The following is a 20,347-nucleotide window of genomic DNA, read 5'->3' on the forward strand; positions in this document are numbered from 1 at the left end:
CGAATATGAAACATTAATACCAATACACAGCAAAACGCTAATAAACATAATGTTAAAACCATCATATCCCTGATTCTTTAAAAACTGATATTGATTAGTATAATATCAGTGTGAAAAGAGTCAATGCAATTGATAACTATTTGCAATAAAGGTATTTTACATCCAATTTCGTTTCTCTGATTCAGCCTGAAACATCGTAAAGTCGATTATACCGTTAGCGATGTCTTTTTTAAGATAAGGTAATGAAACCGTGCCTGACGCTAGTTGTATAGACAAGCTTTTCAAACCACTTTTACGCATAAAGTAGGTGCTGATGCTATTAGCACTTTGCGCTTTATATAATTCAAATACGCGATATTGCACACCCAGCATGCCGCTTCTGAAAATGCCGTAGTAGCGCCCCTCATGTTGATAAAAATAATACCCGTATCGTTTATATGACAAAAATGCGAACATACTTAATAAAGCAAAAATAAAAATACAAAACAGAGGATTAATAACTTCAGTAACATAGCTAAAAGCAGCCAATAAGACACTTGGAGTCAGCGCGTAAAAGCAAAGATTTTTTAGCAGCAAAGCTCTCTCAACACCTTTAAAGTTAAGTGCTTTCAAGTCAAATCCTGTTTGATCCAGCCAAGGGTAAATCCATAACAGCATTTGGTTGACTTGCGTAACATCGAGTACAGGCATGACTAAACTTTGCTTGTTTTTTGCACCTATCGCATGCCCACTAGTGGCCTGAAAACATTGGATGGTGTAACGTTTTAAAACACGTGCGATCAGGTTTTGTTTAATAGATATTGATTGAACCTTTTCCAAGCTCACTGATAACTGGTGTCGCTCTAATAAGCCCGCAATACGTTTAAACTTACCTTCACTGAAATATAACTCATAATTATAAAACCGTATCAGCGCCATCACCACAGACAGGAAAATTGCGACGATAACGACTAAAAATAAAATCGAAAATACAGCCAATGCAGCTGCATTTACTAGCATGCCAACTTCTTGCTCATAAAAAGTTTCGAGACGATTAATAACCGCCTCTTCTAAAAACTCAAATAAAACATTCATAAACGGTGCTAAGGCAGCAAGCGCAAGAATAGCCATGTTCGACATTAAGCCAAACTTAGCCACCTCTTTATTACTGAGCGTTAAGTTGCGTTGCGATTGCTCTTCAGCCAAATCAGTTGTAGAAGGCTCTGAGCTCTGCTCTTGCTCATTTTCTTTATAAGTAAGTACACGCTCACGCATGGCATCAGCATATTTAGCCGTTACACCAGGCAATATAACTTCTTGTGACACACTTCCTGCGGCGTCGAAAATACAATTAACCAAACCTAGGGGCTTAAAATAAAAAGGCTCGGCTACATTTACATTCTGTACCCGCAAAAAGCTCAGCGTTAAACGCTCTTTTTTGAATACACCTTTGTTAAGTAAAATATCGTGTTCATCAGTTATACAAAATCGAAAGTTTATATAATAAGCAACCGAATAAATAAGTAATGCTGTAACAGCAACAACCGCAGCAACTTGACCCCAAAATAGTTTATTTTGGACTTGAGTAACAAACAGGACTGCGATTGGTAATAAATTAAAAATGCCATCTTTTATAAAGCGAAAAGCAAAGTGTAATACAAAGTACACTAACGCCCATGGCGATACTCGTTGCCATTGTTGCTCATCCATTGCTTGGGGCTTCACTTATCGTTGCGTCATTGAGCTGAGTATTTGAGTGTGTTGGCTGAGTATAATCTTGTACAAATTGGCGAATGTCTTTGCAATCATGGTGGCTTAAGCCACTAATGCTTAAGTCTGCACTCATCCCCCCAGCACTGTATAAACGAAGGCTACCAAGGCCTAACTTTCGCTCTAAAGGGCCTCTGTGTATTTCTGTATGTTGTACCCGAGAGAGCGGCAAAATTGTAACTTGCTGCCAAATAACACCTTTTTTAAAGGCAATATCATGATTTCGTACTGCGATCCCCCGCAGCCTGACACTTAGCACGTTATAAGCTAATGACAATATTAAAATAATCGGGAGCGCAATTAACAAGGGAGTTTGCGCCATGCTGGCAAATTTATCATTAAAATAACAAACAGCAGCTAGAATTAGCATTAAGGGCACGTAAAATAACAGCCAACTCAGTTGCACATAAAGTAATGCATTATCTGCAAGCGGTTTAAATACGATATCTTGGTGTTGCGGTAAAGAGTCGAGTTGGTAATTTTCAAACACGGTGCATCTATCCTTTTACAAGCCAACATAAAGTACGTTGGCTTGGTTTTGCCTGTAAACGATTAAACCCAACTAATGGTCGTGCCTAATGTGTGGCTTTGCCCAGGCGCCACCGTTGCACTATCATCCATCACGTTTGCAGCTTCTAAACACAGCATTGTATGGTATTCATCATCAGCAAAGTTAGACAAGCGCTTTGATTTATCTATCCACGGGTTCCATAGCACACAAGACGTTGAGTTTTCGCGACCCACTTCGATAATCCCATCAGGGGTAATAATTCTTTGTGTAGCAGGTGCTTGGGTATAAACCATGTCAGTCTCACGCGCAAACCCGACCAGCTCACTTTGATCAAATGGACCTTCACCGAACTCTATGAATTTAGAACCTTGAAGCCCGTCTACTTTAGTTTCTTCAATTGCGGGCGTAGGAAAATACGTATGTAAAGCTTGAGTAAAAGTAATTGCTTGGTCGCTAAGGTTAGTTGTGGTTAAACGAACTTCAAGCTTACTCGTTAATATGAATTCAACTTTCAAGGTCGATTTATATGGCCAATAAGTCTCATCTATTTGCGTCATTGGGAGCGTTAAGCTAACCCGAATTACGCCATCATTTTCTGATACTTCATCTGCACGCCAAAGATGAGTGCGTGCTACACCGTGAATAGGCCAATCAGGATTCGAGTTAACGCCAAACCAAGGCCAGCAAATAGGAATACCACCACGTATACTTTTACCTTCTTGATAATCTTCTTCACTTGATACCCAAATCAGCGGCTTTTTCCCCGCCGGCGTGAACTGGGTTAACTGCGCGCCTTGGAGGTAAATTTTAGCCGTGCACGTGTCGCTTGCGACATTAATGTACTCTAAGCCTGAATCAGAATGTTCGATGCTTACAGATGGAGATAACTTCATAATACGTCCCATAATAATGAAAAAGCCTGCCATACCTTACCCAATACTTTACGCAATAGTAAATATTTATTAAGCGTTTTTAGTTCAAAGTTATAATTTCTCACTCTGTCGCCTAAGTTCAGTAGTGTGAGTGTGAGTGTGAGTGTGAACAACATTTAATAAAATGAGAGCCCAGTTAAGTTATTTTCATTTCAACTCAAAGCAATTTTAACCTCCTTTGCATCATATCTATTAAGCTAAAACCATTCACTTTCTAAACAACATCTCGATTACCTTTACTTTGCCCATACACAAATTATTGTGCATGGCTTATGCTATATAGAGCGACTAGCAGCAATATATTGACTAAACTTTGCCCTCAACACACAAACACATTTTTCTATTTGAACTCTATTTATTTGAAGTGTAATATTTATCAACTGCGATCGCGCTAAGATCGTAATAACCTCCCTTTTTACGAGATACAAAATGCAAAAATATGATGAGTTACTGGTCGCTTTACGCCGCGTGATCCGGGCTATTGATCTTCATTCAAAGCAATTAAATAAAACATCTGGCTTAACAGGCCCCCAACTACTTATCATGCATGAGGTTGATCAAAGCGATGGCATAACAGCTAGCCGCATCGCTCAGAATGTCAATTTGAGCCCTGCAACTGTAACGAATATCCTCGACCGTCTTGAAAACCGCAACTTGGTTAGTCGTGTACGAAGCCAGTTAGACAAGCGTCGGGTTAGCTTGTATCTAACACAGATAGGTAAAGAGCTGCTCGCTAATGCCCCACAACCTTTACAAGAGCACTTTATCGAAAAGTTTACGGCCTTAGATGAGTGGGAACAAAGCCAGTTATTATCATCTATGCAACGAATTGCAGCGATGATGGATGCAGATAAAATAGATGCCTCCCCATTACTTGAAGTAGGTGCGTTAACAAAGCAAGCTGAGCAAAAAACACCTGAACAATAGAGTTTGCAAGCCTATCTGAATATAGGTCGCGCTGTGATTAACGCAACGCGAGACTAGCAATCAGTAGGCTTCATAACAGCTGAGAAATTCCCTTATTAGCTCGCATTCTTACCACAATATAATAAAAAGCTATTTATTCAAAACGACTTAAGTTTTGAAATTTATTGCTTTTTACGTCTAATTTACCGTCAAGACTTGGGTTAAAAGCTAATTTAATCTATCCTAAATAGTACCTAAATTCACATTAGCGATGACTCATGCTTAAACCTTCAAAGATAGCCCTCGCAATTATGCTGGGCGCCGTTTCAACCTCTTCAAATGCATCAGATATTGATGACATGCAAGCTCAGCTAAAGCTACTGCAACAACAGATGCAGCAACTCCAGAAAAAACTAGATGCTGCCGAGCAAAAATCGACACAACAACAGCAAGCCATTGATCGACAAATAGCGAAACAACAAAAAGTTGAAGAGCAACTCGTTGCTGAAGCTAAACCTGTTAAAGAGTCGCAGGGTATTAAAGTTGGCGGCGCAGTAAGAACCAACTACAGCCACACATCTTATGATGAAGACAGTAAAGATCGTGGTGGTGACTACGACTTTGACATTTTCAGACTGAATTTCTCTGGTGATGTTGGCGGCGTGATGCTCAATGCGGAAATTCGCTTTTTTGATTACATGACCGCAGTTAAATATGCTTATGCTGCTTATGACTTTGCCGATGATTGGCAAGTCCAAGCAGGTATCACTAAAGTGCCATTCGGCAACTGGCCATATAATTCTCATAACTATTTCTTCGGTACTACATATTACATTGGCCTTGAAGATGACCACGATATGGGTGTGCTCTTCAAGCGTAAAATCGCCGACAACTGGCAGCTTGACCTTGGCTTTTTCAAAAATGATGAGCAAGGGGGAGTTGATGGCTATGTTGATAACCGCAGCGATCGCTACTCATATGATGTTGTTGGCTTTAGAACTGTTGATGAAGGCGTTTACGCTGAGCCTGCCAGTGCGATAGGCGAATACAATACTTTTTCAGGGCGCTATGCTTATCACCTTGAACACGAGGGTGGTACTACAGAGTTAGGTTTCTCAGCCTTAGCTGGTGGTTTACATGACGGTGTTGATCGTGCTGGTGATTACAATGCATGGGCAATGCACTTAAATAGCACTGTAGGTCAGTGGAACTTTCAGTTACAACACGGTGAATACAATTACGACGTTGATAACGCCAACCGCATGGCCGTTGGCGCTTATTCGTTCTATGACAGTATTGCTGCAGAAGCAACCATGACCAATGCAAACATTGCTTACAGTGTACCTGTAGAATGGGGCCCTGTAACAGGCCTACAGTTTTATAATGACTATGGCATCATTTACGATAAGTCAGATAATACAGAAGATACTTGGATGAACGTAACCGGCTTTTCAATTGCCGCTGGTGGCCTGTTCACCTATGTAGATTACGTCTTCGCGAAAAACCAACCATTTGTCGGCGGCTCAATTGCTGGTGATAGCAGCGAAACCGAACGCCGCTTCAACATAAATGTTGGTTATTACTTTTAAGCCCCCCTCAGCCCGGTAGTCATACTGGGCTGACCTTAAATCAAACAGCTGCTTTTAAAACACACGAATACAAATAAAAACTATTGTCATTTGAGTAAATTGACGTTAGTATCCGCCCCCTTTTTAGAAACCTTAAATTGGTGCGCCTTGGAACGCTATTATGCTGAAGTATTAAGTTATATTTCTCGCTCTGTTGGATGCAAAGATAAAGCGCAAAACATCGTTCAAGAAGCATACACACGCTTATTAAGCTACCGCAAACGCAACCCTGAGCATGACACATCCCAGCAGCGGGCTTTATTTTTCAAAACGGCTAAACACATCGTTATTGATAACTATCGCCGTAATTACACCGTTACAGACCCTGTTGAGCAAGAGTTGATCGCACCTAGCGATTATGAACCCGAAGCAAAGCTGGCCAGCCAACAACAGCTCAGTCTGCTTTATAGGTGTATTGAGCAATTACCTCAGAAAACTAAACAAGCCTTTGTACTTTATAAATTTAAAAACCTAACGTACCAACAAGTTGCAGATCAGATGGGGATTTCTGTCAGCATGGTTGAAAAACATTTAGCCATCGCTATGCTGGCATGTCGCAATACAATAAAAAAATAACCACGGGAATATAAGCAATGGACCGTCAGCAAACACAATTGCAACTGCAAGCAAATACCTGGCTTGAAAAACAAAAAGTTGGGCTAACTGCATCACAAAAACAGGCTTTTATCCAATGGCTCAATACTAGTAAAGCGCATCAAGCCGCTTACCAAGAAAGTGTGCAGATTGAACGGCTATTAACGCAATTTAGTGAACATGAAATTGAACAACTCAATACACCACAACCTAAAAGATTTTTATCTACATGGGCTATAGCAGCATGTGTTGCCTGTTTAATGCTCACTATTACTGGATATCAATTGTGGCCAAATGAGGCATCGCCCACCCAGTATACAGCTCATTATAAATCAAACCGAGGTGAACAATTTGATATTGCCCTACCCGATGGTTCTCAGCTAAGCGTAGATGCAAAAACACAAATTTCACTCGACTTTAACCCTAACTCACGTAAAAACAAACTCGTTCAAGGGCGTGTATTTTTTAATGTGGCCAGTGACCTGCAGCGTCCTTTTATTGTTAGCACTGATGATACAAAAATCACTGTACTGGGCACTCGCTTCAGCGTTGATAAAAAAAAGCATAGCACGCGTATCAGCGTCGAACATGGTAGGGTAAAGATACAAAACAACCACCACCTAATTGAGTTAGTACAAGGACAGCACGTTGTATTTAACGAGCTTGGAATGAATGTGCAAACAATAGACCCTACACTCGTTGATGCATGGCGTAGTGGCCGATTAGTTTTTAGTAACGCACCGCTTGTGGAAGTATGTGCTGAATTTAACCGTTATCATGACACAGAGTTTACGTTCTCCGATAATCGAGTTGCTGCGCTAAAGTTATCTGGGACATTTTCAGCTGTTCAACTTGATAACTTTCTAAATCTATTACCACACGTGCTCCCTGTTGAAATTAAAAGCCATAATAATCAAGTCATTATAAGTAAAGCGGACAATTCTTAAAAATAAATCATCTTTTTATTGAGGGATTCTCATTATCATTCGTTTTCATATAAACAACTTTGCATTATATGGAACAATTGCAATGAATACAATAACTCGTTACGGTATTAAACTATCTCCCATCGCCTTAGCTTTAGGGGTTGCTGTTAGCTTTCCCACAACAGCTCAAAGTACCTCCACTATAGTAACGTTTAATATTGCTCAACAGCCTTTGAGTACTTCACTTAATTTGCTCGCTGAGCAAGCAAATATGAACCTCATTGCAGATGCATCTTTATTGCGAGGGCTAAAAGCACCAGCCATTTATGGACAAAAAACACTAATAGGCGCTTTAACATTTACATTAGAAGACACTGGCCTCAGTGCAAAAATTGTCAATAACAGCATTATTATCCAGAAAAATGGGACTATAAAAGAAACAAAACAACAAAATAAGCGCGATTTGCACAATAAAAAAACGAATAAGCATGCCCATAAAGATACCCCTGAAAACATCGAAGTCATTGTTGTAAGTGGCAACAAAATTCAATTAGACCGCCACCAGCTCGACCGCAGTAAAGGCAGTTCAAATTCAGATATTTTTTCAACGTTTACCGGCATCGACGCAAATAATTTACGTAACGAAGCTGGCGCACTCGATATTGGTATTCGTGGTGTTCAAGGTGAAGGTCGAGTGCCTATTTTTATTGATGGGAGCTTGCAGTCCACCCACACAAACCGTGGTTACATGGGCACCTCAGATAGAACCTACATCGACTCAGATTTTATTAGTACTGTTGCCATTGAAAAGGGTGCAACAGCAAAAAGTAGCGCATTTAGTGCTGGCGCAATTGGCGGAACAGTTAATATCAGAACACTCAACACCACTGATATTTTGACAAAGGATCAAAGCGTTGGCGCGTTGATTAAGCTTAAAACGTATAACAATAATCACACACCTACAGTTTCCGATAACCCATGGCAGCAACAGTACTATCAGGTGAGTAACCACAATAGCACTAGTGACTTTGATAATGGCGGTATTTTACTCGCAGGTGCATTTAAAACGGATCAATTAAATGCTGTGCTTGCCTATAGTGATAAAAAAACAGGTAACTATTTTGCTGGTAAACACGGCTTTGAAAACTTTGTTGAAACGTATGAGTGGGGCCAAGTATTACCCCCTGTTAATCAAAACGGTGAAGTAGTCAATACCAGCTTTGAAAGCGAATCCTACCTTGCAAAAGTACAGTATGCTTTTAACGATGAACATGACATTGAATTAAATACTCGCCATCACCAGCAACAAGCGGGTGAAATGTTGGCTTCATACTGGTTCAAGCAACGTAAAGGGGATTTTTGGATACTCCCTGATGGTGAATATGGCACAATACCCGCTAACATAGAAACCATGCCACAATGGCAGCCTGGTACAGCGCTGGTTAATAGCGCAAGCTTGCTTTATCGCTTTCTACCCACGAATAATCCATTAATCGATTTAAAAATCAACGCATGGACAACCAACGTAAAATTACAACAGTATAACGCCTTGGCCAGTAATTTAGGCCCTAATGCACTGCAATACTTTCACGAATACAGCAACCAACGCCACGGTGTCGGAATTTATAACAGCGCTGCTTTTACTGTTTCTTCAATCCCCACAGTATTAATGTATGGCGCTTCTTGGCAAAACGAGGTACTAAAACCTAAAGCAGGAGCACTGGAGTATTTTTACACAGATAAAACCACCTCTCGTGACGGCAAACAAACTGTTCGCAGTGTGTTTGCAAATGGCCAGTTTGATTTCGATCCCATTGAGTTAACCTTGAACCTAAACCACCATGATTCTAGTACGCATGACTATCAAGGGGAGCATGAAATAAAGTTTTCGCCAAAAACAGATTTTACAGCACTGCTTCATTACAATGTATTTGATAACACCACGCTAAAAGCAAAGTACAGCAAAGCGTATCGAATGCCTAATATCTACGAGACGACTATTTCAAATGAAGTATTTACCTACTCGTCTGATTACCCTGTTATACCTGAAAACAGCAACACCTTTGAATTAGGTATTGAAAGCCACTTTAGTAATGCGTTAATTAAAGGGGATCGTCTAACGCTATCCGCTAGCTATTTCGACACTCGTATTGAGCACATGTTAGCAACCGCACAATTGCCAAATAAAGATCCGGATGCTGAACCATGGCAAACTACAAAATATACATTCACCAATTACGATAGCTTTGAGTTACCAGGTATTGAGCTTAATCTTAATTACCAAAGTGATTTATTTTACAGCACAGTTTCATATACCAATTACACCAATATAAAAATCTGTTCTGCCTTAATTAGTGATATTGAGCAAGTTGATCGCTGTAACGGTCAAGGTTTTTCAGGCAGTTTAACGCCCCTTCGTATTCCTCCTAAACGAAACCTTGTTGTTGGCTTTGGGAGCACCTTTATTGATGATCAACTGGACATCGGCTTCACTTATAAAGGGCATTCTGACAAGCAGCATCCTGCAGGATTTTTAAGCGGTACTGGTGCCAAGGCAGTTAGTAAAATTCCAGCAAGTTATCAACTCGATTTTTACGCGAACTATAAGTTTAACGATATGTTCAGCGGATTTACCACAATCACTAACCTCACAGATAGATACATAGTGTCATCCGGTTCAATTGTTGCCATGCCAGAGCCAGGCAGAACTGTAACTTTGGGGCTAGAGATAAAGCTATAGCTAATTAGGGCTATTCACTTAGCCCACTTTTACTTAAACCGTCATAACTAGGAGTCAACATGACTAGCACCACTTTAGCACCCTCTCGTGCATTACAATTAAAAGCCAGTACAGCTGACGTACATGACAACATAGATAAAAGCATTATGGATAAAGACCCATTTGCAAACACTGAAAACTATATCCAGTTTTTAACGTTACAATATTATTTTTTAAGTGATGTAACTGCGCTTTATGAACACAGTGAATTAAATATGGTCATTGAAAATTTAGCAGCGCGCCGACGTTTAAATATGCTTGAGCAAGACTTTCAAGATCTTGAATACCCCGTGCCGGCATCAGCGTTCACTTCATTAATTAGCAATGAAACTGACTTAGCAACAGCGCTGGGCTGGCTTTATGTAGTAGATGGTTCAAAAGTGGGCGCTGCAATGCTAGGCAAACAAGCGCAAGCTAGACTACAGTTAACAAAAGAGTATGGCGCTCATTATTTAGCAGGCCCAGGTGCAGGTCGTGGCAGTGACTGGCGTCATCTAGTACAATTAATTGATAGTATTGAGCTAAATGACACACAAGAGCGCGCACTGATTGATGGTGCTCGCCAAGCATTTACTCGATTCCAACTTTTTCAGGCGCATGTCTATTCATGAATTTAAAGGTCGCTTTAGTCGCATATAAGAATACGGGATACCAACTATTAGGGTTAGCGTTAGTTGGTTTGGGCATCATTGGCATTTTGTTACCTGTCATGCCCACCACTATTTTCTTTATTTTGGCGTTGGCATGTTTTACACGCTCATCGCCAAAGCTTGCGACTTGGTTACTTGAACATCCTCGTTATGGCGCGACTTTGCGCCATTGGCACAGCCATAAGGTCGTGCCACTAAAAGCTAAATGGTTTGCTGGCATAGGCATGCTTGCAGGATTTATTTTATTAGTGTTAAGCACCCCACCCATTTGGATCATTGCTCTTGTTGCGGGAATTGAACTAGCTGTTATGGCCTACTTATTAACGCGCCCTTCTCGTATACCAGAAATGTAAACTTCGTAAATTTTATTGTTATAGTTAATACAAATCATTATCATAAACAAAATAATTAATTTTACTTTGTTACCTATGCCATTTATGAATAAGCGTGCGATGTACAGTATTAGCCGTATGCTGCATATTTACCTTTCTACCGCCCTGTTATTTTTACTCATTTTGTTTTGTATCAGCGGCATTGTATTAAACCATGTTGATTGGCTTAAGGGCGACAAAACAGATGGCCATCAAACCATCGCATTGCCCGAAGCCATGATAACTAAAGCCAAACATAATATTGATGCGCTTCCTACTCTTTACCCTGAAATAGAAGCCTATTTAGCCGCAGAGTATGGCTTAACACAGGTTAAAAGTATCGACTGGGAAAAAGAAGATGCACTCGTCATGCTCGACTACCCACTTCCTGCCGGCTTTGCCTTTGCTGAAATTGATTTTATCAGTGGTGAGCTCAATCTTGAATATCAAACAGGTGGTTTATTGAGCCTAATTGGTGACTTACATAAAGGCCGCCACACCGGTAAAGCATGGAGCTGGGTGATTGATATTTCTGCTGCTTTGATGATTTTATTTGCTATCACCGGCATGGTTATTTTGTTTCAAAATAGAAAAAAACGCTTGGTAGGAATATGGCTAACAGTGCTTGGGGTCGCAACGCCTGCTGTCATTTATTTATGCTGGGTTCCACAACTAAAAGGAGTGTCTTAATGTTAAAAATTAATACGTTATGCAGTGCAATAATACTATTTACAGCTGCTTTATTTCAATCAAATACCAGCGCGGCAGAGCTCGAAATAGAGCTCACCTTACCAGAACTTGATGTACAACCTTACCACCGCCCGTACGTAGCAGTGTGGCTTGAAACTCCCAAACGTAAACATGTGACCACTGTTACACTCTGGGTAGAAAAAGCTGAATGGTTTAAAGATTTACGTCAATGGTGGCGTAAAGCAGGTAAAAGCGATGCTAATTTTGATGGCGTAACAGGCGCAACAAAGCGCCCTGGCAGCTACACAATTAACTGGGATGGTAAGGATCTAGAAGGAAACCCCGTCACGGCTGGTAAGTATTTACTTAATCTAGAAGTAGTGCGAGAAGAAGGCGGCAGAGACTATAAACGCATGGAATTGGATCTGAGCGAAGATGGAAAAATGACGATTGCAGGCAAAAAAGAATTCTCCGAGAGCTTCATCACGATCAAAGCCAAATAACAGCAATAACTAGCAAGTAAAAATGCTTATACATTATTTAAATAAGGAAAGATCATGAAAACCAATTTACTTAAAAGCGCATTATTAGGCGCGCTAACATTAACCGCCCTTGCCTCTAGCTATGCAAGTGCCCATGCACAGTGGTTAGTACCTTCGCATACCTCTTTATCTGGTGATAAAGCGCATTATGTAATGATTGATGCCAGTATCTCTAACGAAATTTTTTCTGCTGATAAAGCTTACCGCCCAAAACAAAAAGGGGCAGAGTATGACGATAACTTGATTATGGCTCTTGACCCTAATGGTGAGCTGGTAAGTGATAAAATTCGCGCCTACTACTTACAACGTAAAAACTCAGCAGCGGTAAAGTTAGCTGATGAAGGCACTTATCATATCGCCATGAAACGCGAGCCGCGCATAATGACTTTTTACAAAGATGCGCAAGGCGAACGTGGCCGCGTATTTGGCCCTAAAAATAGCAAAGACATTCCAGCCGGCGCAAAAGATATCAGAACCATGAAGTCATTCTCAACTGTTGATACTTTTGTTAGCCGTAACGGCACATCTAAGCCAGCCCTACTAGGTAGCGGTTTAGAGATCAGTGGCCCAACTCACCCAAATGATTTATTTGTTGGTGAAGAAGCACGCTTTCAATTATTAAAAGATGGTAAACCAGCTGCAAATGTTGAGCTTGCGATTTTAAAAGGTGACACACGCTACCGCAACGAACGCAACGAAGTAAAAGTAACAACTGATAAGCAGGGCTTCTTTACAAATACTTGGCAGCACCCTGGTTTATACCTTATTGAGGCAAGTGTCAGCGAAGACTCAACAGAAAAAGGTATCGACACTGTTCGCTACGCTTTGTTTACTACTTTAGACGTTGCCCCTGAATAGTCGGCTTTTATAGAGTGGTTAACAATGTTAGCCACTTTCACTACTTTTTAGTACTGCGCGCTAAATGCGTATTGGATTATTTAAACTAATATAAATTAGTTTCTTATAAAACAGTATGTTAAATATTGGCTTTGTTTTTGCTTTTAGAAACCTAAGCAGTTAATCTAAATAAAAAACGAGCATACTAACAATGATGAATAAATCACTCTCTTTACTCACTAAAGCACTTCCTATTGCAACAAGCCTTCTTTTGATGAGCGGCTGTGTTGTTCATATTTCTACGGCAAGTGCCAATATAGAACAACAGCAACAACTTTCTTTATCAGCGGCTCAATTACAACAACTCGATATTGAAGCAGAAGCCGGCTCACTCAAAGTAATAGGCTCAAACACCGCCACTGAAATCACTGTTGATGCAACCATCTTCACTGCAAAAGCAGATGACCCTTATATCTTAACGCTTGAGCAAAAGGGCGACAAAGCAGTCCTTGTTGCCAAAAATGAGAGTGCATCGGGCATGGTCGTTTACCAAGGCAGCTCTCCAAGTATCGATTTAGTTGTGACTGTACCAAATTCATTCAACCTTGATATTGAAGATGGCTCTGGTGATATTAATATTAATGGTGTGCTGGGCAATATGGACATCGATGATGGCTCAGGCAGTATCAATATAGAACAAGGCCATGACCTCGAAATAGATGATGGCTCAGGCGATATCTACTTACAAAACATTACTGGAAATATCGAGATAAGTGATGGCTCAGGCAGTATCACCGCAAAAAATGTTGCTGGCATGATGGACATTGAAGACGGCTCAGGCGATTTAAGCTTAACTGATATTACTGGTAGCGTAGAGATTGATGATAATTCTGGCAGCATCAATGCCGAACGTTTAGGTAATTATTTAACGATTGAAGACGGCTCTGGTGATATATATGTCGAGCATATTAATGGCTTAGTCACTATTGAAGATGGCTCAGGCAGCATTCGTGTTAATCATGCTAAAGGCCTGACCATTATCGATGATGGATCTGGCGATTTGAGTATCGACAATATTAATGGCCCAGTAAAATTAGACTAACAAATTTTACTGTCGCAATTTAATTTAAAAACGGTCAGTTAGTTGGCCGTTTTTGATTTTGGTTTGGTGTAATCAATCGTGTGATCACAACTTCCCTCATTTTCACAGTCGTTTATCCCGTCACCATCACTATCCCAGCTAGGGTGCATAGTTTTTATGGTCATGTTGCCATCGTTGTGTTTAATGATAGTTAGCTTGTAACTACTCGTTTCATTGCGTCTGGCTGCATTACGCATTAAATAAACCCGCACAATATAATCGCCGCCTTTACTAAGCTGATACTTGGCATAATGACCCTCAACTGAGCCAATAAACACGGCTTGGTTACTCTGTGCGGGTAGAATATTAAAATAGTTACTCAAATTTGAAGGTGTCAAAGTCACATTAAGAGTATCGCCAGCATCAGCACTCACCTGATAATCATTAAACTCATTACCCGTAATTTGTTGTTCAAACTCAATGCGCTGAGTGCTAGATTGCGGATCGAAGACAACCTGATGTTGCTCGGCCCACACCGGTTTTAACAATACTGCGACGGCAAGAACCGGTAATAATATGAATTTAAGTAATAACTCACTATTCATTTTAACACCTTATAAAAACGACTCTATTGAATGAACTGCAATTTAATGACTAATATTCATCCTTTTAGAATGAACATATACTTAATCAGCCTTGTTCCTCCTATGAATTTTCGGCTAAAGACATAAAAACATTTATTATTTAATATCATTAAATTACTAAATATCTTAACTTGAGCTCGGTTGACTAATTCTAGTCAGTTATTCTGATTGATGACTACAATTAATTTAAGTTCATAACGTACATTTGTACGTTGTTGCTTATCGGAGAAAATTAAATAAAAGTGGTAAGAACAGTGTAGTACCGAAAAAGAATTTTATTCCGCTGTAATATAACAATTAAGGCATAATAACTCAGCCAAGCACTATCAAAGGACACACCATGTTAGAGATCGCGTTAATATATCTAGCCGCAGCGATTGTTGCCGTACCTATTGCTAAACGTTTGGGCTTAGGCTCTGTGCTTGGCTATTTATTAGCAGGGATACTAATCGGCCCATTTATCTTAGGGTTAGTAGGTGATCAAACCTCGGTGATGCACTTTGCTGAGTTTGGTGTTGTGATGATGTTATTTTTAGTAGGCTTAGAATTACAACCTGCGCGATTGTGGAAATTACGCCACTCTATTCTTGGCCTTGGGGGCTTGCAAGTAACACTAACAGCCACATTAATTTTTGCTGTTTGTTATTGGTTGTTAAACATGCAATGGCAAAGCGCATTGGCTATCGGCTTAATGCTCGCGTTATCTTCAACCGCCATCGTATTACAAAGCCTTGAAGAGAAAGGCTGGCTGAAAACAGAGGCTGGGCAAAATGCATTCTCAGTGTTGTTATTTCAGGATATTGCCGTAATTCCTATTCTGGCATTATTGCCGTTGCTTGCATTTGAACCACAATTAAATGCCACTGACATAAATCATTCTCTCACAGCAGGCTGGCCAGTATGGGCACAAGTAATGGCATCGGTCACCGTCATTGCAGCGATTATACTTGCCGGTAAATATATTTCTGCACCTTTATTTCGATACATTGCTGAAACACGTATGCGCGAGATATTCACAGTGTTTGCTTTATTTTTAGTGGTTGCGATTGCGCTTATTATGCAAAGCGTTGGCTTATCACCCGCACTGGGCACTTTTTTAGCTGGGGTCGTATTAGCAGAAAGTGAGTTTCGCCATGAACTTGAGGCTGATATAGAGCCATTTAAAGGATTGTTACTGGGGCTATTTTTTGTTGCCGTAGGCGCCTCGATCAATTTTGCACTGTTATTTGATCAACTGACTACAGTGGTGATGCTGGTGATTGCCTTAATCGTCACAAAAGCTGCGATCTTATACGCATTAGCGCGCGCCTTTAAAATTCATCATACTCAACAACTACTGTTTACGTTAGCCTTAGCGCAAGGTGGTGAATTTGCATTTGTATTACTCACTATGACTAACACCTTGCAAATATTAACCCCAGAGCAAAGCAGCATCACTACCTTGGTCGTAGCTATATCAATGCTCATCGCGCCATTACTTTTAATGCTATACGATCAATTACAAAAACGCAGCAATAATGATACCGCACCAGCCTTTGACAAACCGGAGCAAATAAGTCCGGCCAAGCATGTGATTATCGCCGGTTACGGTCGATTTGGACAAATAATAGGACGCTTATTGAGTACCCAAGGTTATGATATTAGCGTACTTGATCACAGTCCGAGCCAAATAGATTTATTGCGCCGTTTTGGCAACACTGTGCATTATGGTGATGCAGCACGCAAAGAACTACTCGAAGCCGCTGGTGCCGATACCGCGCAATTGTTGGTAATTGCTATCGATGACGCCGATAAAACGTTAGAAATAGTAAAACTTGCCCGCAAAAACTTTCCTCAATTAAAGATTGTTGCTCGCGCAATTGATCGCCGTCATGCTTATCAATTACTACAATTAAAAGTCGACGCCTTTAATCGTGAATCTGTCGATTCCGCCATTAATTTAGGTGTAGAAACACTGGAGTTACTAGGTAATTCGACCCCCGATGCACAACGTGCAGGACACTTATTTAGAGAGCATGATAGAGCCTCGGTACTTCAACTCGCTGAATTATGGGGTGACGATCATAGCTACGGTGTTGCAGTACGCCAACGCACAGAGGATTTAAAACAAGTACTCAATCAAGATAAGCGAGCACGGGAATCATTAAATACATGCGATCAAGGTGATTGTGAGGACTACAATAAAAATGCTTAGAATTACTTTAGAACAATGGCGTATGTTTAGAGCTGTTGTAGATCATGGCGGCTTTAACCAAGCGGCGCAAAAAATTCATAAGAGTCAATCGAGTATTCATAATGCGGTGAGCAAAATTGAAGCCTCACTCAATGTGAAACTATTAATGATTGAAGGTCGTAAAACAGTGCTCACCGAAGCAGGAACAATGATGCTACGGCGGGCTAATTATTTACTAGACGAGGCTGCAAAAATAGAAGCGGTTGGTCATACATTAAGTGAAGGAGTCGAAAGTAAACTAAGCATTGCTGTTGATGAAATATTTCCTCAAGCATTACTTTATAAAGTGCTCAATGCAACATCAGAGCAATACCCGTTATTACGCATAGAGCTTCATGAATCAATACTTACTGGTGCTAATGAGTTACTTGCAAATACCCATGCTGATATTGCAATTTCTGGCTTTACCGATGCAGCTGGCTTCAGTGAAGAGCTATGCTCAATAGAATTCATTGCTGTTGCTCACCCAAAGCACGCCCTCCATGGTATTAACCGCCCACTCACCCTTGAAGATCTTAAATCGCATCGACAAATTGTGGTACGTGACTCTGCACTGCAAAACAAACAAGATGGCGGCTGGCTCGGTGCAGAGCAACGCTGGACGGTGAGTCATATGCGCACCTCAGTTGAGATGATATGCAATGGTTTTGGCTTCGCATGGTTGCCAAAAAGCACCATCAGTGAGCAACTTAAACATGGCCTGGTGAAGCCGCTGAACCTTGCACACAATACGACACGAAACGCGAAGCTGCACTTACTCTTTAAAGACGGCGATCGGTTAGGGCCGGCAGCGCGTACTTTTATAAGCTTGCTACGCCATCAACTATTGGAATCAACACAGTCCTAATATGACCGATATATTAGACAGACTCGATGAATATTAACAAATAAATACAGGGGCTTATCTTGCCTACAAGCACAATTTTACGCCAACCTTTCTCGGTTTTAGTGGTTATTTATAAAAAGAATAAAGATTTTTTATTGATCCAACGTGCTGACGATGCAAGTTTTTGGCAATCAGTCACCGGTGGTATTGATGCAGATGAAACACCTGAAATTACGGCACATAGAGAGTTACTTGAAGAAACAGGAATAAATGCAACAGCATTAGGCTTGACCATTCGTAACCATAAAAAAACCAACCAATATACAATTCGCGAAAGCTGGCGTCATCGTTATCATGCTAACGCACTAATCAATACTGAGCATGTGTTTAGTATTTGCGTCCCTGATGATATTAGCATTCAACTCGACCCCTGCGAACATACTGACTATATGTGGTTATCACAGCAGCAAGCGGCTGAAAAAGCATGGTCGCCGAGTAATCGTGATGAAATACTCGCGTTATAAGGCTTAGTGGTAGTCTTTTTTAGTTTGTTAGGCTCGATTTCATCAACTTTATCTTCAACTGCATCTACGGCTTTGACTTAAGTTAATTACCCTTGTAGCTAATCCTAAGGTATAGCGCATGGATAAACATGCTGCGTTATAGCGATTGCGGGTGATTTAACCATCGATAATATTAATGGCCCAGTAAAACTAAATTGGGCAAGGGATCGCCTACCGCAATTATCTGTTTGTATTCACTTTTGGTTAGATGTGGTCTTTGAAAAAAGTTTTATCTTTGTAAATACGAACCTATGCGAAGTACTTGAATCGTTTTAAATACCTATCCAAAGCAACATTTGAAGCGGTTTAACTGCCCTTGGCACAGTTAGAATTTAGAAGCCCTTAAAATAACAAAATCGATACATTGATAGTTATCTAAGCTATTTATAGTGTAAAACGGGATATTCTAATCTACCCTTACAATTCTAACCAAAGCGAAAACAAACACACAAAGAAGATGTGATCATGCCCATCCGCTGACTTTTACGAGGAAAGCATGCTAAGTTTTGTATTACTTAAGCATTATGATGCAAATGTTCAGTTTAATGTTGCTGAGAACGCGGGAAGAAAACCTCTCTCACCTTGTGTTTTAAATTGGGTAGGTGCTTATTATGCTAATTAAATTTACATTGATAATTTGTTTATTCTGCATTTTGAAAGGCGAGGCCGACGCCGAGGATTTTTTTATTGATCCTATCAATGGCTCAAATGAAAACGATGGAACCTATTTACGACCATGGGCATCGTTAGATTATGTATTCAATAGTAATAAAATAAATTCCACCGATTGGTCATCTTATCCTGCACATAGTGCACAAGGAAAAATAGAAATCAATCCAAACGCTCCAATTCGCGCAGGTGATACACTTTATTTAATGCCGGGTTATTATGGCAACCTTATAATTTCAAACTATTACAACACAGACTATATCACCATTAAATCTTTTGAATCACACACAGCTGTTTTTAATGCAATACTCGTACGTTCATCCGAAAAATGGCGATTTGATGATATTGCTATTCGACCCAACACTGATGTAGACAACAGCTCTATTAGGTTCTTATTCAACGCACAATCTCACAATTTTAGAGGTGACGCTGCTTATATAGATATTTTAAATAGTAAAATTAGCAGTGTAGATGTAACACAACATTGGTCAGCTCTTGATTGGGTTGAAAACAGCAAGTCTGGTATAGCGATCAGCGCACATTCAAGCACCGTAATGAACAATACTCTTTTTAATGTTTACCACGCTATAAAGACATCTGCACAAAACACCTTAATTGCCCACAACTATATTTCTGATTTTGCTGGTGATGGCATACGAATCTCAGGCGCACATAATGCTAACGTACAAAGTAACGTGATTAAAAACTGCTACCTTGTTAATGGCAATCACCCTGATGGCATTCAGCTTTGGGGTGAGAATGTTGAAGGGGAACTTCATGACGTCTTGCTCGAAAACAACCTTATTATCAACTATCAAGAAAACAAAAATCATCCTTTGCGATGTTCTTTACAAGGTATAGGAATGTTTGATGGCCATGCTGTTAATTTAAACATTAGGAATAATAAAATCTTTGTCGACAACTACCATGGTATCTCGGTTTATGGGGGTGAATACGTAAATATGATTGGTAATGTGGTTTCGCTAATCGATCAAACAATTAAAAACAGCAACGGTTATCCAATTAAACCCCGAATTAGTTTAGGGTATTCAAAGCGAGGGGTTACTCCTACGAATTATAAAATTGAGGATAACATAAGCTATCTATATCTGATTAAAGATCAGCGAGTAAAACCTGATGGAAACTTTCTTATTTTAACTCCCTAAATAAAGAGTTATGGGGTAGATTACAGCGCAAAATAAACTTGGCCACATAC

At 40.2% G+C, this 20,347-nt stretch carries 19 protein-coding genes; 15 read left to right on the plus strand and 4 right to left on the minus strand.

All coding sequences use genetic code 11. From position 1 onward, the window contains the following. Window positions 1-156: 156 nt before the first annotated feature. The 3 genes from C7Y70_RS09345 to C7Y70_RS09355 all read right to left on the minus strand — a co-directional run bounded on the left by C7Y70_RS09345 (window position 157) and on the right by C7Y70_RS09355 (window position 3,153). Window positions 157-1,689, minus strand: a complete 1,533-nt coding sequence (locus C7Y70_RS09345) for a PH domain-containing protein (protein ID WP_135474698.1) — start codon at window positions 1,687-1,689, stop codon at window positions 157-159. Then, on the minus strand, window positions 1,682-2,239 hold the full coding sequence (locus tag C7Y70_RS09350) for a PH domain-containing protein (RefSeq protein WP_135474614.1): 558 nt from the start codon (window positions 2,237-2,239) through the stop codon (window positions 1,682-1,684). Before C7Y70_RS09350 ends, C7Y70_RS09345 begins: the two co-directional genes overlap by 8 nt. Before the next feature lie 62 nt (window positions 2,240-2,301). Then, window positions 2,302-3,153: a D-hexose-6-phosphate mutarotase gene (locus C7Y70_RS09355; RefSeq protein ID WP_099295274.1), complete on the minus strand. Its 852-nt coding sequence runs from the start codon at window positions 3,151-3,153 to the stop codon at window positions 2,302-2,304. Window positions 3,154-3,621: 468 nt separating this feature from the next. Between C7Y70_RS09355 and C7Y70_RS09360 the strand changes: the two genes are divergently transcribed. The 11 genes from C7Y70_RS09360 to C7Y70_RS09410 all read left to right on the plus strand — a co-directional run bounded on the left by C7Y70_RS09360 (window position 3,622) and on the right by C7Y70_RS09410 (window position 14,217). Next, the gene (locus C7Y70_RS09360; protein ID WP_099295120.1) at window positions 3,622-4,119 is read left to right on the plus strand and encodes a MarR family transcriptional regulator; all 498 of its coding nucleotides are present in this window, start codon (window positions 3,622-3,624) and stop codon (window positions 4,117-4,119) included. 257 nt (window positions 4,120-4,376) lie between these two features. Next, window positions 4,377-5,687: a porin gene (locus C7Y70_RS09365; RefSeq protein WP_135474616.1), complete on the plus strand. Its 1,311-nt coding sequence runs from the start codon at window positions 4,377-4,379 to the stop codon at window positions 5,685-5,687. Window positions 5,688-5,834: 147 nt separating this feature from the next. Beyond that, window positions 5,835-6,302, plus strand: coding sequence for a sigma-70 family RNA polymerase sigma factor (locus tag C7Y70_RS09370; protein WP_099295118.1), 468 nt, complete (start codon window positions 5,835-5,837; stop codon window positions 6,300-6,302). Window positions 6,303-6,319: 17 nt separating this feature from the next. Next, on the plus strand, window positions 6,320-7,267 hold the full coding sequence (locus C7Y70_RS09375; RefSeq protein ID WP_135474618.1) for a FecR domain-containing protein: 948 nt from the start codon (window positions 6,320-6,322) through the stop codon (window positions 7,265-7,267). Between the two features lie 82 nt (window positions 7,268-7,349). Then, window positions 7,350-9,986: a TonB-dependent receptor gene (locus C7Y70_RS09380; protein WP_135474620.1), complete on the plus strand. Its 2,637-nt coding sequence runs from the start codon at window positions 7,350-7,352 to the stop codon at window positions 9,984-9,986. 59 nt (window positions 9,987-10,045) lie between these two features. Further along, a complete protein-coding gene (locus C7Y70_RS09385) occupies window positions 10,046-10,636 on the plus strand; it encodes a biliverdin-producing heme oxygenase (RefSeq protein ID WP_135474622.1) in 591 nt (196 codons plus the stop codon). Continuing rightward, on the plus strand, window positions 10,633-11,028 hold the full coding sequence (locus C7Y70_RS09390; RefSeq protein ID WP_099295114.1) for a YbaN family protein: 396 nt from the start codon (window positions 10,633-10,635) through the stop codon (window positions 11,026-11,028). Before C7Y70_RS09385 ends, C7Y70_RS09390 begins: the two co-directional genes overlap by 4 nt. Before the next feature lie 75 nt (window positions 11,029-11,103). Continuing rightward, window positions 11,104-11,736, plus strand: a complete 633-nt coding sequence (locus C7Y70_RS09395; RefSeq protein ID WP_135474624.1) for a PepSY-associated TM helix domain-containing protein — start codon at window positions 11,104-11,106, stop codon at window positions 11,734-11,736. Next, a complete protein-coding gene (locus tag C7Y70_RS09400; RefSeq protein WP_135474626.1) occupies window positions 11,736-12,239 on the plus strand; it encodes a DUF2271 domain-containing protein in 504 nt (167 codons plus the stop codon). The genes C7Y70_RS09395 and C7Y70_RS09400 overlap by 1 nt, the downstream gene beginning before the upstream one ends. A gap of 54 nt (window positions 12,240-12,293) precedes the next feature. Further along, on the plus strand, window positions 12,294-13,136 hold the full coding sequence (locus C7Y70_RS09405) for a DUF4198 domain-containing protein (RefSeq protein WP_135474628.1): 843 nt from the start codon (window positions 12,294-12,296) through the stop codon (window positions 13,134-13,136). A 190-nt stretch (window positions 13,137-13,326) separates the two neighbouring features. Continuing rightward, window positions 13,327-14,217, plus strand: coding sequence for a hypothetical protein (locus C7Y70_RS09410; RefSeq protein WP_135474630.1), 891 nt, complete (start codon window positions 13,327-13,329; stop codon window positions 14,215-14,217). 38 nt (window positions 14,218-14,255) lie between these two features. Here the strand turns inward: C7Y70_RS09410 and C7Y70_RS09415 are convergent, their stop codons facing one another. Further along, a complete protein-coding gene (locus tag C7Y70_RS09415; protein WP_135474632.1) occupies window positions 14,256-14,801 on the minus strand; it encodes a hypothetical protein in 546 nt (181 codons plus the stop codon). 379 nt (window positions 14,802-15,180) lie between these two features. Between C7Y70_RS09415 and C7Y70_RS09420 the strand changes: the two genes are divergently transcribed. From C7Y70_RS09420 to C7Y70_RS09435, 4 genes are all read left to right on the plus strand, one after another. Next, window positions 15,181-17,034, plus strand: a complete 1,854-nt coding sequence (locus C7Y70_RS09420) for a monovalent cation:proton antiporter-2 (CPA2) family protein (protein WP_135474634.1) — start codon at window positions 15,181-15,183, stop codon at window positions 17,032-17,034. Continuing rightward, a complete protein-coding gene (locus C7Y70_RS09425; protein ID WP_135474636.1) occupies window positions 17,027-17,920 on the plus strand; it encodes a LysR family transcriptional regulator in 894 nt (297 codons plus the stop codon). The genes C7Y70_RS09420 and C7Y70_RS09425 overlap by 8 nt, the downstream gene beginning before the upstream one ends. A 59-nt stretch (window positions 17,921-17,979) precedes the next feature. After that, window positions 17,980-18,423 (plus strand): dihydroneopterin triphosphate diphosphatase, encoded by a 444-nt coding sequence (nudB, locus tag C7Y70_RS09430; protein WP_135474638.1) that lies wholly within the window; start codon window positions 17,980-17,982, stop codon window positions 18,421-18,423. A 650-nt stretch (window positions 18,424-19,073) separates the two neighbouring features. Continuing rightward, window positions 19,074-20,297, plus strand: a complete 1,224-nt coding sequence (locus C7Y70_RS09435) for a right-handed parallel beta-helix repeat-containing protein (protein WP_135474640.1) — start codon at window positions 19,074-19,076, stop codon at window positions 20,295-20,297. Window positions 20,298-20,347 lie beyond the last annotated feature (50 nt).

The sequence above is a fragment of the Pseudoalteromonas sp. KS88 genome (genome assembly GCF_004766475.1).
Lineage (GTDB): Bacteria > Pseudomonadota > Gammaproteobacteria > Enterobacterales > Alteromonadaceae > Pseudoalteromonas.